Genomic DNA, 15,665 nt, shown 5'->3' with positions numbered 1-15,665 from the left:
TTAGTAACGTTTGGTAAAATTATAACATAGAACTGCCGTTCGTACAAACATAAGTTCTAAATGATTTTGCTTTGATGGAGCGGGATTTTTACGGCTTCTGAATGAAGGAAACCCGCCTCTAAAAACATAGGAACAATTGTTCGAAAAAAGTATTGAACAAAACAAATGTTCGTGTTATATTGTTCTCATAAAACAAGAACAAACGTTTGGAGGCGTAATATTTATGCTGAAGCACACTACATACCAAAGTATTTATAATAACTCATCCGTTAACCCATCCATCAATGAAGCTATAGCATCTCCTTGGTTGAAGAAAGTACAGTCCTTCGTGCCAGGCCCTGCTTTGATCAAACTGATCTTGGCGGCCCTGATTATTTTGGTGGGATGCACAGGTGTCGTTCGCGTATTCGCGGGAACCTCGGATGATGTTCGGTTAGAGAAAAATGTCATCGTTCAGCAAGGCGATACGCTGTGGGGAATCGCTTCTGCCCATAAGCCGGAAGACATGGATATCCGCGCATACATTATGGCGGTGAAGAAGTATAACGATTTAACCAGCAGCGAAATTCAAGCCGGAGAAGTATTGGCACTCCCACAATATTAATAGAAGATAAATGATCAAGAGCTTGGAAAGGTGTGAACCTTGACAAGCTCTTTTTATCATGGCAAAGTTAGGTATGACTTGAATATTGGAGGAGTAATTGTATGGATATCGACAGCGTTGTAGAGAGAATTAATGAGCTTGCGCGCAAGCAAAAGGAATCCGGTTTAACCGAAGAGGAAATCGAAGAACGGGCCAAGCTTCGTGAGAGATACCTTCAGAATGTCCGCAGAAATTTCAGACAGCAGCTGGACTCGATTGAATGGGTGGATGAAGAGAAGAAATAACACCCGCTGCTGGATTAGACTCATACATTCGATTATGGTATAGACTGACTCAAGGTTTTGTATGGCTCACTACCGAGAACAGAATGCTTCTATGTAAGCGCACCAAGTTTTCCTTCATTTGCTTTCTATTATATAGAATGTGAAACTACAGGAATAATTGCTGTAAGCAGTATTGGGCCGTTATATATGAGGAAGTAAATAACTATATAGCCGAAAGCATTTTGAGGAGGTTCGTGAATGGCCCGTTCATGGGAAAGACAGGTAAGAAAAAATTCAGCGCAGCTGAACAAGCAGAGAAAGAAAGAGGGAAAGCCATCCATCTATAGCACGGGAGGTCCATCGGCTGACATTTATAAAGGAAGAAACTATGTGCTTCCGATTACGATGGTCGCTCTGGCCGCGGTTTACTTCCTGCTCGGAATGCTCGGACAGGAGGGTACGGCGGGAAACAGCGGCATGACCTGGATCATTATGGCCATGTACGTGTTCCTGGGCTTGATGATCTTTTTGCGCAGACCTTTCCTGCGCGTGGAGAAAAACGCCGTATCGACGATCAAGTTCAACCGGGATCGGCGACTGACCGCAGACAATATCGCCAAGATCAAGCTGGCCAAAGGCTCTGTCGTGATTGAGCCGAAGGGCAAAGGCGGCAACTGGGTGTTCACGCGCCTGATCAACCGCTACGATACCGATGCCATAGGGGAACGTCTGGAGCGTTTTGCACAGACCCACAATATCCCTTTGGAAAAATAAACAAATATAAGAGATAGCAGATGGAGAGGATGGAAGAGGATGCCGGTACAAGCTGTTTTTTTCGATTTGGACGATACGCTGTTGTGGGATGAGCGCAGCGTGAAGGAATCCTTTGAAGCGGTATGCGAGACGGCCGCCATGGCGAAGGGCATTGACGCCAAGGAGCTGGAGGAAGCGGTCCGCAATGAGGCAAGGGCGTTATATCAATCCTATGACACGTTTGCCTTTACCCAAATGATTGGAATTAACCCGTTTGAAGGACTGTGGGCCAACTTCAGCGCAGGCGAACAACCTGAATTTCGCAGACTTGAGGAGCTCGCTCCAGGCTATCGCAAGGAATCATGGCGGCGCGGTCTGCTGAAGCTTGGGGTTGACGATGAACAGCTGGCAGGAGAATTGGCCGAGCAATTTGCCGCCGAGCGCCGCTCCCGCCCCCATGTATATGAAGAGACCTTCCAAGTGCTGGACGAATTGAAAGGAAACAAGAAGCTGCTTCTTCTGACGAACGGCTGTCCTGCGCTCCAGCAGGAGAAGATCTCTGGCGTACCTGAACTTGCCCCATATTTTGACGAGATCGTCATTTCCGGCACATTCGGCAAAGGCAAACCGGATCCGACCATCTTCGAACATGCGCTTTCATTACTTGGATTAACACCGGAACAGACGCTCATGGTCGGCGACAAGCAGACAACCGACATCAAAGGCGGAAATAGCGCCGGACTGACCACAGTATGGATCAACCGCACCGGAAAAATGAAAGATCCGTCCATTGAGCCTGATTACGAAATCAAGCATCTGTCTGAACTGCATCGCATCATCGCCGAACGTTCTTGAGTCGGTCTTATATGCTAGCCTGCCCAGAGGGGAATCCTTCGTCCGGCAGGCTTTTAATATTCCTTGTGCATATGAATGCCCTGTTTGCTGAGCAAGCTTGACCGCTTTCCGGTCAATTTGTTCCATTTTGTTAACAGATGGATGGTTTGGGTGAGGCGATAATTATGTATAATGATGAAGAATATGGACAAACAGCATACATAGATAGACGTATAGGGAGTGACTTCGCTTGAGAAAGTACGGTTTTGTTGCTCTGCTGCTGCTGGCGGTATGGAGCATAGCAGGCTGCGGCAGCGGCGGCGGTGGTCATGCGGGCATGGACATGAGCGAGAGCATGATGGATCCGGTGCAGGTGGATCTTAGCTGGACGCCCGAGCAGGCCAAGGTAGGTAACCAAGTTACCATCGAGGTGAACGTAACGCAAAAGGATAAACCAGTCGATAAGGCCGATGAGGTTATGATTGAAATCTCGAAGGAAGGCGACAGCAGCAGCCATGAAAAGGTGGCCGCCCAGAATGCAGGCGGAGGGAAGTATACGCTCGATAAAACCTTCGATCAGGCGGGCACCTACAGCATCACGTCCCATGTTACGGTAGGACCACAGCATACGATGCCGACGAAAAAGCTGACCGTGACGGAATAATCAGCATCATGATTCGTTTGATAACGACAAGCAACCCCCGTTCTTCCTGGCGAAGGCGGGGGTTGCTGCGTATATCGCTATATTTATGGATTAGGACTGAAAGCTTGGGTCCTGAACCGGATGGGCGACCCAGCCGTTTTCCTCGATAAAGAGGCGGACGGCGATAATTTTACGGTTGTCCATCAGCGTAAAGAAGTGGTTTGTATTTTCCGGAACGGAGATGACATCACCGGCTTCGAGCTCGACATTGAAGTAGCCGATGTCGCCTGCGCCCTTGATTACGAATATGCCTTTGCCGCCCACGATCGCCCGGATTTCGTCTTCCGTGTGGGTATGAACCTCTTCGAACTTATTCAGCAGGTCTTCCAGGTTCGGCGTAGCGTCGGACAGCGTGATGACGTCCCAGATCTTGTAGCCGCGGCGGGCGGCCAGATCACGGATCTCCTCATCGTAGGTATCCAGGATTTGCTTTTTCTGCTCGTCGTTCAGTTGAAAATTGGTTTGAAGCTCCAGAGGCAGCTTGGAAGCATCCCATTTTTCATAAAGAACGTTTTGATTGTTGAGGAACTCACGAACATTATCGTCGCCGGTAATCCGTTCGTTCGTATTGCGAATCACGATTTCAGCCATCTCTAAACCCTCTTTTCCACTTGGATTAATTCATATTATAACGAACGATACTTTTGTTGTCGATTATATATTACACGAAAATCAGGAGCAAAACCCTGCCTTAAGGCATTTCTTGCACTTTTCTAATAAGGGCTATTCTGATAAACTAAGATTTAACGTTTGGCAGGGGGGACATACAGTGAACAGACCTGACTTGAAGGAATTAATGAAAGAACGAATATTGATATTGGACGGTGCCATGGGTACCATGATCCAGCAGGTCGACCTTGGCCCTCAGGATTTTGGTGGAGAAGAGCTGGAAGGCTGTAATGAAATGCTGGTCATTACCCGTCCCGATGTGATCGAACAGATCCACGAGAAGTATCTGGAAGCCGGGGCGGATCTCATAGAGACGAATACGTTCGGCGCTACCTCGGTCGTATTGTCTGAATACGATATTCCCGAGAAGGCGCGGGAGATTAATCTGCTTGCTGCGGAAATTGCCCGCAGAGCGGCGGATAAATTCAGCACGCCGGACAAGCCCAGGTACGTGATCGGCGCGATCGGCCCGACGACGAAGACGCTGTCGGTAACCGGGGGCGTAACTTTTGAAGAGCTCGTGAGCAGCTATGAGGAGCAGGCGGTTGCCCTGATCGAGGGCAACGTCGACGCCCTGTTGCTTGAAACGAGCCAGGATACACTGAATGTTAAGGCCGGCAGCATCGGAATCCGGAATGCCTTTGCAAGCACTGGGATCACGCTGCCGATTATGATTTCCGGTACGATCGAACCGATGGGGACGACCCTGGCCGGGCAGAACATTGAAGCGTTCTACATTTCACTGGAGCACCTGAATCCGATTTCGGTCGGCCTTAACTGTGCGACAGGTCCTGAATTCATGCGCGATCACATCCGTTCGCTCGCCTCCATGGCCAAAACGGCGGTCAGCTGCTATCCAAATGCCGGCCTTCCGGATGAGAACGGGCATTACCATGAATCTCCGGAGTCTCTAGCCCGGAAGATGGAAGACTTTGCGGAGCAGGGCTGGCTCAATATTGCCGGCGGCTGCTGCGGAACGACCCCGGATCATATCCGGGCATTGAACGAGGTCATGAAGGGTTACCAGCCGCGTCAAATGGAAGGAAGCCATCCGCCGGCGCTATCCGGGATTGAGCCCGTGTACATTGAGTCGGACAACCGGCCTTATATGGTGGGAGAGCGGACCAACGTGCTCGGCTCCCGCAAATTCAAGCGCCTGATCGTGGAAGGGAAGTACGAGGAAGCTTCGGAGATCGCACGGGCCCAGGTCAAAAACGGAGCTCATGTCATCGACGTGTGCGTGCAGGATCCGGACCGGGATGAAGCGGAGGATATCAAACAGTTCCTGGAGCTGGTGGTGAAAAAGGTCAAAGTGCCGCTCATGATCGACACGACCGATCCGAAGGTCATCGACCTTGCGCTCAAATATTCTCAGGGCAAAGCGATTATTAACTCCATTAACCTTGAAGACGGTGAAGAAAAGTTCGAACATGTGGCTCCGCTCATCCACAAATACGGGGCTGCCGTCGTGGTGGGGACCATCGATGAGAGCGGACAGGCCATTGACCGAAACGACAAGCTGAATGTGGCCAAGCGATCCTACGATCTGCTCGTTCATAAATACGGCATTCCCGCTGAGGACCTGATTTTCGACACGCTGGTGTTCCCGGTTGGTACCGGTGATGAGCAGTACATCGGTTCCGCCAAGGAAACGATTGAAGGGATCCGTTTGATCAAGGAAGCGATGCCGGAGTGCCATACGATCCTTGGCATCAGCAACGTCTCGTTCGGTTTGCCGGAAGCGGGCCGCGAAGTATTGAACTCCGTTTTCCTGTACGAGTGTACGAAAGCGGGCCTGGACTATGCCATCGTGAATACCGAGAAGCTGGAGCGCTATGCCTCGATTCCAGAAGCGGAGCGGAAGCTGGCCGAAGAGCTGATTTACAATACGAACGATGAAACGTTGGCCGCATTTGTGGCGGCGTTCCGGAATAAAAAGGTCGAGAAGAAAGAGAAAATTTCGAACTTGTCGCTGGAAGAACGGCTGGCTACCTATATCGTTGAAGGCACCAAGGAAGGGCTGATTCCCGACCTGGATGCTGCACTGCAGAAGTACGGCGCCTTGGAGATCATCAACGGGCCGCTCATGGACGGCATGTCCGAAGTCGGTCGTCTGTTCAACAACAACGAGCTGATCGTGGCGGAGGTGCTGCAGAGCGCCGAGGTGATGAAAGCGTCCGTGTCCTATCTGGAGCCTTTTATGGAAAAGAACGAAACGTCCGTCAAAGGGAAGATGCTGCTGGCCACCGTTAAAGGCGACGTGCATGATATCGGTAAAAACCTGGTCGAGATTATCCTCTCGAACAATGGTTACCAAATCGTCAATTTGGGTATAAAAGTACCACCGGAGACGATCATCGAGGCTTACCGGAAGGAGCAGGCCGATTTGATCGGACTATCCGGTCTGCTGGTGAAATCCGCACAGCAAATGGTCGTGACCGCGCAGGACTTGAAAAATGCCGGCGTGAAGGTGCCGATTATGGTTGGCGGAGCGGCATTGACCCGCAGGTTTACCAAAACGCGGATCCGGCCGGAGTATGAAGGCATGGTCGTGTACGCGAAGGACGCCATGGATGGGCTTGACCTGGCAAACAAGCTGATGGATCCCGAGCAGCGCAGTCTGATGCAGGCTGAAATGGACGCGGAGCTCGAAGCGCTATTGGCGGAAGCTGAAAAGCCGGTTGAGCTGCCGGAACTGACCCGTGCGGCCAAGTCCAACGTGTCGACGGATGTCCCGGTCTTTAACCCGCCCGATTTGGAGCGGCACATCATCCGCAACTATCCGATCAGCCACATCATCCCATACATGAACATGCAGATGCTGCTTGGACATCATTTGGGGTTGCGTGGTCAGGTCGAGCAGCTGCTGGAGAAAGGTGACGAAAAAGCGCTGGATTTGAAAGCAACCGTCGATGACGTACTGGATCAGGCCGCCCGCGAGGGGATTATCCAGGCGCATGCGATGTACCGCTTCTTCCCTGCGCAGTCGAGGGGCAACGACATTGTCATTTACGATCCGGAGGATCACACCAAGGTACTGCATACGTTTACGTTCCCGCGCCAGCACGTGGCACCGTTCCTCTGCCTCGCCGATTTCCTGAAATCGGTCGACAGCGGTAAGATGGACTATGTCGGCTTCCTGGTCGTCACCGCGGGACAAGGCATTTCGAAGCTGTCTTCGGAGTGGAAGGATAAGGGGGACTATCTGAAGTCCCATGTCCTGCAATCGGTGGCCCTTGAGACTGCCGAAGCGCTGGCCGAGCGCGTTCACCATATGATGCGCGATACGTGGGGCTTCCCTGACCCGGCCGATATGACGATGAAGCAGCGTCACGGGGCAAGGTATCAAGGCATCCGCGTCTCCTTCGGATATCCGGCATGTCCGGATCTGGAGGATCAGGAGCCGCTCTTCAAGCTGATGCAGCCGGAGGATATCGGCGTACATCTGACCGAAGGCTTTATGATGGAGCCTGAAGCTTCGGTGTCGGCGATGGTGTTTGCCCATCCGGAAGCACGGTATTTTAATGTCGACAAGGTAAAATAATATATATTCGGTTCATAGCCGAACCGAAGCAAATGTCAGCAAAACCCTCCGATTGTTCGGGGGTTTTTTGCTGGCGCATTCTTGGAAAGAAGGTATAGCGTTATGGAACTGGAGTTTTTGGGTACCAATGCGGGGGTTCCTTCTCTGCAGCGGAACGTGACATCGATGGCGCTTCGGATGTACGAGGAGCGGCGCAGCTTCTGGATGTTCGATTGCGGCGAAGGCACGCAGCATCAAATTCTGCGGTCTTCATTAAAGCTGAGCAAGCTGGAGAAAATTTTCATTACCCACCTGCACGGTGATCATATATTCGGTCTTCCCGGGCTGCTCTCCAGCAGGTCCAACCAGGGCGGCACCACGCCCTTGCAGCTGTACGGACCGCCGGGGATCAAAAAATACATAGACACGTCACTTACCCTCAGCCAGTCGCGAATCGAGTTTGAACTTGAGGTGAATGAGCACACGGGGGGAGTCATTTTTGAAGACGGGGAGGTCCGGGTTGAATCCCGTCTGCTGGAGCACCGCATTGACAGCTATGGATACCGGATCATGGAAAAAGACAAGCCAGGCAGCTTGGACTTGAAACGGATGGCCGAGTACGGGTTAAAACCGGGGCCGATTTACGGCCGTTTGAAGCGCGGGGAGAGCATCGACCTGGAAGACGGCCGGGTGCTGACACCGGCAGACGTGCTTGGTGCGCCGAAGAAGGGGCGCGTCGTTACGATCTTGGGCGATACCCGCCCTTGTGCCAACGTTCTGCCGCTGGCCGAACAGGCGGATCTGCTCGTTCATGAGGCCACGTTTCTGCATGAGCTTCATGAGACCGCACACAATTATCATCACAGCACGGCGCTTCAAGCCGCAGAAGCTGCCCGCGACGCGGGGGCCAAGGAGCTCATTATTACGCACTTCAGCTCACGTTACAAGGATATGGAGCACCTGCAGCCTCTATTGGCGGAAGCCAGGTCACTCTTTCCAAAAACGCTGCTGGCCGAAGAATTGGTGCTGTTTCCGGTGACCCGCCACGAAGATTAGTGAAGACATAGGGCAGGCGATAATGGTATGAAGGCTCCGGGCGAGCCTTTTTTCTTTAAGATTATAGAATTTATAAATTTCAGCGAAGCTGAACCATTCTATAATCGCAAGAAAAACTTCAGCTAAACGCGGTCTGTCTTCTTTGAAGGTACGTCGATAGACGTTTTTCTTACTGCAGCGGTTCATTTCCCGGATAATCATTATTTTCCGGGAAAGCGCAGGAAATGACACAACTTTGCACAATTGGACTTCCCGTGATAGGTTTCAGGGTAAACGCATGACGAAATAATGGAGATAAACGTCCTTGTCGTCGTGCTTCCGGTTGCCACATTCCTCCGTTTTCTTTTACAATGGAACAAGCTGGGTTACAGGAAGCCTGAAAATCGACTGTTGCAGCGGGAGCCAGGCTTTTCGCAGCCAAAAGTTTTACTAGATGAAACGAGGTATGTCCATTGAACACGCTGAAAACTACCCGCGGTCTGCTGATTGACCTGGACGGAACGTTATATCATGGGAAACATATGATACCCGGAGCGGACATTCTGATTCGAACGCTGCAATCGCGGGAAATCCCTTATTTATTCGTGACGAACAATTCTTCGAAAACGCCGGAAATGGTGGCTGCTCATTTGAACGAAATGGGTGTTCCCGCCGACAAAGAGAAGGTTTGCACCTCGTCACTGGCCGCTGCGCGGTATATCGCTGAAGAATCTCCTGGGGCCAGAGTGGCTATGCTAGGGGAAGATGGGCTTCGGCAGGCTTTGATTGAGGAAGGGCTCAAGCTCGTCGACGATGCGCCTGAATTTGTCGTGCAAGGGATCGACCGCTCTTTTACTTACGATACGCTCGCCCAGGCCGTTCGCTGGATCCGTGAAGGCGCCCGTTCTGTGCTGACCAATCCCGACCTTCTGCTTCCTTCCGATCACGGGCTTGTCCCGGGGGCCGGATCGCTTGGAGCAGCAATTGAAGCGGCTTCCGGTGTCAAACCGGTGATTATCGGGAAGCCTTCGAGCCACTTGATGAAATATGCTACGGACCGGCTGCAGCTGTCCCCGACCGAAGCCACTGTGATCGGTGATAATATGCGTACGGACATTGCGGCAGGGGCTGCCGCGGGATGTCAGACGATTTTGGTCCTGACGGGGCTGACGACGGAGAGCAACTTGCAGATGCACGTCGATGCAGCCGGCATCTCTCCGGACATCATTTGCCGTGATCTGACCGAGCTGACTCAGCTGTTGTGTCCTTGACACCTTCAGGGACCGTTTTATATACATTTACATGAACATCCGTGATGGATTTTGAAAGGATAGATGAACAAGATGCCGGAACTGCCGGAAATGGAAAATTACCGAAGATTGCTGTCAGAACTGATTATCAATGCTCCGATTACGAACGTGGTCGTCAACCGGGAGAAATCCATTAATGTTCCCGTTGAAAGCTTCAAAGAGGAGCTGCTTGGTACGAGAACGATTTTTGTGGAGCGGCGCGGAAAGCACCTCATTTTCCACCTGAACAACGGCCGCAGGCTGCTCCTGCATCTGATGCTGGGCGGCTTGATGTATTACGGAACCGAAGAGGATCGCCCGAAACGTTCTACCCAGATTGAAATTTCGTTTGGAGACCGGACGCTCTATTTTATCGGCCTTCGGCTAGGCCATCTTCATCTGCATTCGGCAAAAGAAGTCGATGAGCTGTTCGCTCCCCTCGGACCGGAACCACTGGACCGCCGGATGACCCCGGAAAAGTTTGCAGGAATATTGCAGGGGCGGCGCGGATCTTTAAAATCGCTGCTGGTCAACCAGCATGTCATTGCCGGCATCGGGAACTGCTATGCGGATGAAATCTCGTATGAAGCCGGTCTTCTGCCTTCGGTGAAGGTTCAGGACTTGACGGAAGCATCGGTTGCGAGGCTGTATGATGCCATGCAGAAAGTGCTGCGGGAAGCCCTTGAAGGCGGGGGCTATATGGATACTCCGTTTATGGTGGGAGACCAGTTAACCGGCGGCTATGACAATCAGTGCAAAGTGTATGACCGTGAAGGGGAAGCATGCTACCGCTGCGGCGGTACGATCAACAAATCCGAATTAAACGGGCGGAAGGTTTTTTATTGTCCGTCCTGCCAGCATGAGCAGTAACCAGCTGCTCATCGGCTGCCATGTCAGCACGCGCGGCGGTTATGGGAGAGCTGCCCGGCGGGCATGGGAAATCGGAGCGAGATCGTTTCAATATTTTCCGAAAAATCCCCGCGGCATGTCGATCAAAACGCTGGATGCAACTGCGGCGGCGGACTGCCTTACCTTTTGCCGGGAGCACGGCATGCCAAGCATCGCCCACACCCCGTATCCGATCAACATCGCAATCGGCGACAGCCGGGGCCGGGAGCTGTACGAGCTGACCGTCAAGTCACTGCAGAACGATCTGATCATCGCCGAGGCTTGCGGCACGGTCGGCATCGTGGTCCACTTCGGACATTTCAAAGGACGCGATGCATTACAAGGCTACAAAAATATAATACAATGTTTAAACGAGACGCTGTCAGGCTGGCAGGGCAGCGCGAAGATTTTGCTGGAAAACCAGGCCGGCACCCCGGGCTCAATGGGCATTACGCTTGATGAGCTGGTAAACATCAGGCGGCTGAGCGATTACCCGGAGAAAATCGGCTTTTGCCTGGATACTTGCCATGCATACGCATCAGGCGTGTGGGATCCGCGTACGACGGATGCCCTCGTTGAGCGGGGCAGAGAGCTTGGATACTGGAGCGATCTGGCCGCAGTTCACCTGAACGATTCCAAATACCCGCTCGGGTCGGGAAAAGACCGCCATGAGCGGATCGGTCAGGGGTATATTGGCGAGGAAGCCTTTCAGGCGCTGCTGTCATATCCGGAATTCCATGGCAAGGCGCTCGTACTGGAGACGGACGCAGGCGAAGACGGTACGCACCGCGGCGATATCGCCAAGGTGAAAAGCTGGCCGCTCGATTAGCCGTTTCGTTTTGTTTTTTTAGGGAAGGAGGGACCCGAGCGTGATCCATCTGTTTTTGGATGACTACCGCCGCTGTCCGCAAGGCTTTACCCTCGCTCGCAATGCGGAGGAATGCCTTCTGATGCTTAAGGAATGCGAGGTTGGCATATTATCGCTTGATTTTGACTTGGGACCCGGGGAAATGACCGGCAAGGACGTGGTCAAGCATATGATTACGGACGCCTTATTCCCGCAGGAGATTTATTTGCATACGTCGAGTATGTGGGGGAAAAAGGAAATGTATGAGCTGCTCTATCATCATAAGCCAGAGCATGTCGTGCTTCATAATGGCCCAATGCCTCCGGATGTGCTTGAGCGGATTGCGGGAGGGGAAACGCAATGAGGCATCTAAGTGAGCAGGAGCTGCTTAAGGAGCTTTGGACTAAGGGGCAGCCGCTGGCCGTCTTTTTGTATACTCCTTTCTGCGGCACGTGTAAAGCAGCCAGACGAATGCTTGAAGTGGCGGAGCATTTGCTGCCGGAGGGCATCGTGGCGGATGCGGACGTGAACATGCTGCCGCAGGTCGTTCAGCAGTATCAGATCCGCAGCGTGCCTGCGCTCCTCGTTACCGACGCGAATCGCAGCGCCAAACCGTCCATCCGGTACAACATGGGCTCCGTGGAGGACCTGCTGCAGGAAATTAGGGGAGTGATATCATGATTTCGATGAAGGACGTGACGCTGAGAAGAGAGGACAACCTCATTCTTGACCATGTGTCTCTCGAAATAAAACCCGGGGAGCATTGGGCGATTCTCGGGAGAAACGGCTCGGGTAAAACGACGATGCTGGAAATGATGACGGGTTATCTTTTTCCCAGCTCGGGTACAATTGAAGTACTGGGTAATGTATATGGCGAGTGCGACGTCCGGGAAGTGCGCAAAGAAATCGGCTATATCAGCCCTTCGCTGATCGAAAGGCTGTCGCTCAGCGACCCGGTTTGGGAAGTAGTGGCGACCGGCGCGTACGCTTTTTTGCGGTTTTATCAGGAGATTCCGGCGGACGTAAAAGAGAAGGCTTATAGTCTGCTGAAGGATATGCACTTGGGAGGACATGCGGAGCATCCCTTCGGCACGCTCTCTCAGGGCGAACGGAAAAAGGTACTGCTGGCACGCTGCTTGATGGCAGACCCCAAGCTGCTGATCATGGACGAGCCATGTGCGGGCCTGGACTTATATGAACGGGAAAAGATGCTGGCCGAGGTTGACCGGCTTCGCCAGCGGAATATGACCGTAGTGTATGTGACCCACCATGTGGAAGAGATCGTGCCTCTATTCACCCATGTGGCGCTGATCCGTGACGGCAAAATCGCCGGTTCCGGTCCAAAGCAAGAGGTGCTGACTAACGAATTGATCAAGCGGACTTACGACATTCCTGCCAAACTGGAATGGGAAGAAGGACGTCCATGGATTAAAGTGATTTCTGGAGGGTAAACCCATTTTGACTGATCATAACTTATCGAATAATGAAAATAGCGAGGAATCGGGAGATTCCATCTCAAGATTTATATGCACGGCAAACCACGGCTTCGCTCCTTATGCCCAGGAAGAGCTGCGCCGCAAATTCGGCAGCCTAAAAAGCCGCGTGCTCGTGTCGGGAGAAGTGTTCCTGTTAACGCTAAATGAAGAAGCCGGCCGGGCCGTAGACATGATTATCAGCAGCCCGCCGATCTTTCTGCGTCACATCCAGCCTGTGCAGCTGGAGCAAAATGCAGAAGACATGGATCAGGCGGTCCGTGAGGTCAGCGCCTTCCTGCGGAACCGGAAGGAGCTTCATGGCGCAGCCGTGTCGCTTCAGGTTCGGAAAGCCGACGACAGCCTGTGGCAGGACAGCGCGGGCAAACTGCGCGAAACGCTGGCCGAGATGCTGAGCGACCTCGGGGCGGATTTCGTCGTGCAGGATCCGGAGTGGATCATTTCTATTTTTGCTGCCGGAAGCATGCTGTACGCCGGGGTTTCACGGCCAGCCGACAACTTGTCGGATTGGAGCGGCGGAGCAATCCGCTTTCAGCGTGAGGAAGGACAGATCTCCAGGGCCAAATTCAAGCTGCTCGAAGCCGAGCACAGCTTTGGCATCGATTTCACCGCTTTTCACAAGGCGCTTGATATCGGAGCGGCGCCTGGAGGCTGGACGTCCTTTTTGCTGGAGCGCGGTTTACAGGTTACAGCCGTGGACCCGGCGGTCATGCATGAGTCGCTGCAGGGGCATCCCGCGCTGCGGATCCTCCGGAAAAATGCCTCAGAGGTACAATTCAAGGATGAGGAATTTGATCTTCTTGTATGCGATATGAGCTGGAGTCCGAAACAGATGGTGAAGCTGGTGAAGGAGCTGCTGCCAAGCCTGGCTGCGGGAGGAACGGCGGTTGTAACGGTGAAGCTGATGCATAAGAAACCGATGGCATTAATTGATGATGTCATTTCGTCGTTTGAGCAGGCTGAGATGCAGGTTCAGAGAGCCAAGCAGCTGTTTCACAATCGGGACGAGATCACACTTTATATGATAAAATATTAAGGTTGTTAATGATGTAGTACCGGTTTGCCAGTATTTGTCGCAATGATGCAGTTTGGAAAATATTTCTTGCGAGATCCGACAATTTATTTTATACTAGAACCAAAATTAACCAAACGATAATATAGGGAAAGCATCCCGGAGTACGATCGTGGCCCAGGCCACGTCGTCATCCGAGGGTGCTTTCCTTTTTTGTCGTTCAGAAAGGTTGTGTATTCGATGAGTCATCCTTCCAGGCTGCGTCCCGGACAAAGGATTGGAGGGAGGTATGAAGTAATCGCCAGCATTGGTGAAGGGGGTATGAGCCGGGTATACCTGGCAGCGGACCTGAAGCTTCCAGGCAAGCAGTGGGCCGTCAAGGAGACACCGTCGAGGCCCGAGCTGCTTCAGGGCTTGCAGGATGAGGCTGAGCTTCTCATCTCATTGAACCATCCCCGTCTCCCGCGAATCGTCGATTTTTTCGCATCGGATGAAGAAGGGTTCGCTTATTTGGTCATGGACTTCATTCAGGGTGTCACGCTCGAGAAGTATTTTAAGGAGAACCAATACAGGCTCCCGGCTGGAACTATTCTGCAGATCGCGAATCAGCTGCTGGAAGTGCTGGAGTATCTGCATGAGCATGAACCCGCGGTCATTTTTCGCGACTTGAAGCCATCCAACATTATGCTTGCCCGCCAGCTGGAAGTCCGATTGATCGATTTTGGGATCGCCAGAAATTACAAGCAGGATCAATATCAGGACACCGTTAAGCTCGGTACGGTCGGATTTGCGGCCCCGGAGCAGTATGGATTGGGGCAAAGCGACGCAAGGTCGGACTTGTACGGCTTGGGCGCCTTGATGCTGTATTTGTCCACCGGCGGCAAATGCAGCGAATGGAAGGAAGGGGTACAGGAACTGATCCGCCCCGATATTCCGAAAGGCATGATCCCTATTATCCGCCGCTTGCTGAGCATTGAACCCGAAGACAGGTACCAATCGGCCAAGGAGGTAAGCTCAGTCCTGGATTCCATCGGGATGCTGGGTACAGGACCGGTGAGACTGAAAGCGGGGAGGAAGCCGGGATTTCCGGGAACGCTGGTGATCGCGGTCATGGGGGCCGGCAGCGGCACGGGGACAACCCATACGGCGATTGCCGTCGCGCATTATTTGGCCCGAAGCTACGGCAAAGTGGCCCTTGTCGAGATGAATCTGCAATCTCCGGCGTTCGGCCGGATTCAGAGAATCGCGGCCGGCAGGACAGATCGCGTGCAAACGGGTGAGCGCAAGTTTGAGGTACAGGGCGTGGATTACTGGCGCCAAACCGGGAGGGCTGACGTGATCTCCCTGCTTGGTGGAAGTTACGACTTTGTGGTGATGGATCTGGGAGCTTATTTCGGTAATGACCGGCTGGAGGAATTTCTGCGTGCGGATATTCCCATTATTGTCGGATCGGGAGCGGAGTGGAAGCACCAGGATTTGGCCGGGCTCGTCCAGCAATTGTCCAGTCATCCGCAGCATAAGTGGATGTACTTTCTTCCGCTCGCACCGCAGGACGCTGTGCACCGGCTGCGGCGTACGCTGGGCACGTCCCGGGTATTTTCCATCCCGCTTCAGGTGGATCCTTTTGACCAATGCGATGAGATGGACCGGGCATTTGTCCGGATATTCCAAGGGCTGCTGCCGGTCGCGGAGCGCAGACGAAAGTTCAGGTTTGGCTTAAGCTGAGAGGCGACGATGAAGGAGGGAGTAATC

General features: G+C 52.7%; 16 protein-coding genes. 15 read left to right on the top strand and 1 reads right to left on the bottom strand.

The window, feature by feature from the left end; all coding sequences use genetic code 11:
- Nucleotides 1–223 precede the first annotated feature (223 nt).
- The 5 genes from MKY74_RS24605 (at nucleotide 224) to MKY74_RS24585 (ending at nucleotide 3,118) form a co-directional block, all read left to right on the top strand.
- Nucleotides 224–604, top strand: coding sequence for a LysM peptidoglycan-binding domain-containing protein (locus tag MKY74_RS24605; RefSeq protein WP_076171243.1), 381 nt, complete (start codon nucleotides 224–226; stop codon nucleotides 602–604).
- 101 nt (nucleotides 605–705) lie between these two features.
- Nucleotides 706–888, top strand: a complete 183-nt coding sequence (locus tag MKY74_RS24600) for a DUF896 domain-containing protein (protein WP_076171246.1) — start codon at nucleotides 706–708, stop codon at nucleotides 886–888.
- A 237-nt stretch (nucleotides 889–1,125) separates the two neighbouring features.
- On the top strand, nucleotides 1,126–1,641 hold the full coding sequence (locus MKY74_RS24595) for a hypothetical protein (protein WP_076171250.1): 516 nt from the start codon (nucleotides 1,126–1,128) through the stop codon (nucleotides 1,639–1,641).
- 39 nt (nucleotides 1,642–1,680) lie between these two features.
- The gene (locus MKY74_RS24590; protein ID WP_076171253.1) at nucleotides 1,681–2,475 is read left to right on the top strand and encodes an HAD family hydrolase; all 795 of its coding nucleotides are present in this window, start codon (nucleotides 1,681–1,683) and stop codon (nucleotides 2,473–2,475) included.
- Between the two features lie 229 nt (nucleotides 2,476–2,704).
- Nucleotides 2,705–3,118, top strand: coding sequence for a FixH family protein (locus MKY74_RS24585; protein ID WP_076171256.1), 414 nt, complete (start codon nucleotides 2,705–2,707; stop codon nucleotides 3,116–3,118).
- A 90-nt stretch (nucleotides 3,119–3,208) separates the two neighbouring features.
- Here MKY74_RS24585 and MKY74_RS24580 read toward each other — a convergent pair whose 3' ends face one another.
- The gene (locus MKY74_RS24580; RefSeq protein WP_076171258.1) at nucleotides 3,209–3,748 is read right to left on the bottom strand and encodes a 1,2-dihydroxy-3-keto-5-methylthiopentene dioxygenase; all 540 of its coding nucleotides are present in this window, start codon (nucleotides 3,746–3,748) and stop codon (nucleotides 3,209–3,211) included.
- A gap of 205 nt (nucleotides 3,749–3,953) precedes the next feature.
- Here MKY74_RS24580 and metH point away from each other — a divergent pair, with 205 nt between their 5' ends.
- The 10 genes from metH to MKY74_RS24530 all read left to right on the top strand — a co-directional run bounded on the left by metH (nucleotide 3,954) and on the right by MKY74_RS24530 (nucleotide 15,638).
- On the top strand, nucleotides 3,954–7,370 hold the full coding sequence (gene metH / locus MKY74_RS24575; protein WP_432206610.1) for a methionine synthase: 3,417 nt from the start codon (nucleotides 3,954–3,956) through the stop codon (nucleotides 7,368–7,370).
- A 102-nt stretch (nucleotides 7,371–7,472) separates the two neighbouring features.
- Entirely contained in the window at nucleotides 7,473–8,405 is a 933-nt protein-coding gene (rnz, locus tag MKY74_RS24570) for a ribonuclease Z (RefSeq protein ID WP_076171264.1), read from the top strand.
- Nucleotides 8,406–8,866: 461 nt separating this feature from the next.
- On the top strand, nucleotides 8,867–9,655 hold the full coding sequence (locus MKY74_RS24565; RefSeq protein WP_076171769.1) for a TIGR01457 family HAD-type hydrolase: 789 nt from the start codon (nucleotides 8,867–8,869) through the stop codon (nucleotides 9,653–9,655).
- Nucleotides 9,656–9,727: 72 nt separating this feature from the next.
- Nucleotides 9,728–10,543 carry an Fpg/Nei family DNA glycosylase gene (locus MKY74_RS24560; protein WP_076171267.1) on the top strand — a complete coding sequence of 272 codons (816 nt, stop codon included), beginning with the start codon at nucleotides 9,728–9,730 and terminating at the stop codon, nucleotides 10,541–10,543.
- The gene (locus tag MKY74_RS24555) at nucleotides 10,533–11,390 is read left to right on the top strand and encodes a deoxyribonuclease IV (protein WP_076171270.1); all 858 of its coding nucleotides are present in this window, start codon (nucleotides 10,533–10,535) and stop codon (nucleotides 11,388–11,390) included. The genes MKY74_RS24560 and MKY74_RS24555 overlap by 11 nt, the downstream gene beginning before the upstream one ends.
- A 40-nt stretch (nucleotides 11,391–11,430) precedes the next feature.
- On the top strand, nucleotides 11,431–11,772 hold the full coding sequence (locus MKY74_RS24550) for a cyclic-phosphate processing receiver domain-containing protein (protein ID WP_076171273.1): 342 nt from the start codon (nucleotides 11,431–11,433) through the stop codon (nucleotides 11,770–11,772).
- A complete protein-coding gene (locus MKY74_RS24545; RefSeq protein ID WP_076171275.1) occupies nucleotides 11,769–12,089 on the top strand; it encodes a thioredoxin family protein in 321 nt (106 codons plus the stop codon). The genes MKY74_RS24550 and MKY74_RS24545 overlap by 4 nt, the downstream gene beginning before the upstream one ends.
- Complete coding sequence (locus MKY74_RS24540; protein ID WP_076171279.1) at nucleotides 12,086–12,859, top strand: ABC transporter ATP-binding protein; 774 nt, start codon at nucleotides 12,086–12,088, stop codon at nucleotides 12,857–12,859. The genes MKY74_RS24545 and MKY74_RS24540 overlap by 4 nt, the downstream gene beginning before the upstream one ends.
- A 7-nt stretch (nucleotides 12,860–12,866) precedes the next feature.
- The gene (locus MKY74_RS24535; protein ID WP_144025432.1) at nucleotides 12,867–13,937 is read left to right on the top strand and encodes an SAM-dependent methyltransferase; all 1,071 of its coding nucleotides are present in this window, start codon (nucleotides 12,867–12,869) and stop codon (nucleotides 13,935–13,937) included.
- A gap of 216 nt (nucleotides 13,938–14,153) precedes the next feature.
- Nucleotides 14,154–15,638, top strand: a complete 1,485-nt coding sequence (locus MKY74_RS24530) for a serine/threonine-protein kinase (protein ID WP_076171285.1) — start codon at nucleotides 14,154–14,156, stop codon at nucleotides 15,636–15,638.
- Nucleotides 15,639–15,665: the final 27 nt, after the last annotated feature.

It is taken from the genome of Paenibacillus sp. FSL R5-0378, from assembly GCF_038009285.1.
Taxonomy (GTDB): Bacteria; Bacillota; Bacilli; order Paenibacillales; family Paenibacillaceae; genus Paenibacillus_AQ; species Paenibacillus_AQ favisporus.
Note: the sequence above shows the minus strand (reverse complement) of the source record. Positions and strands in the feature narration are given on the sequence as shown.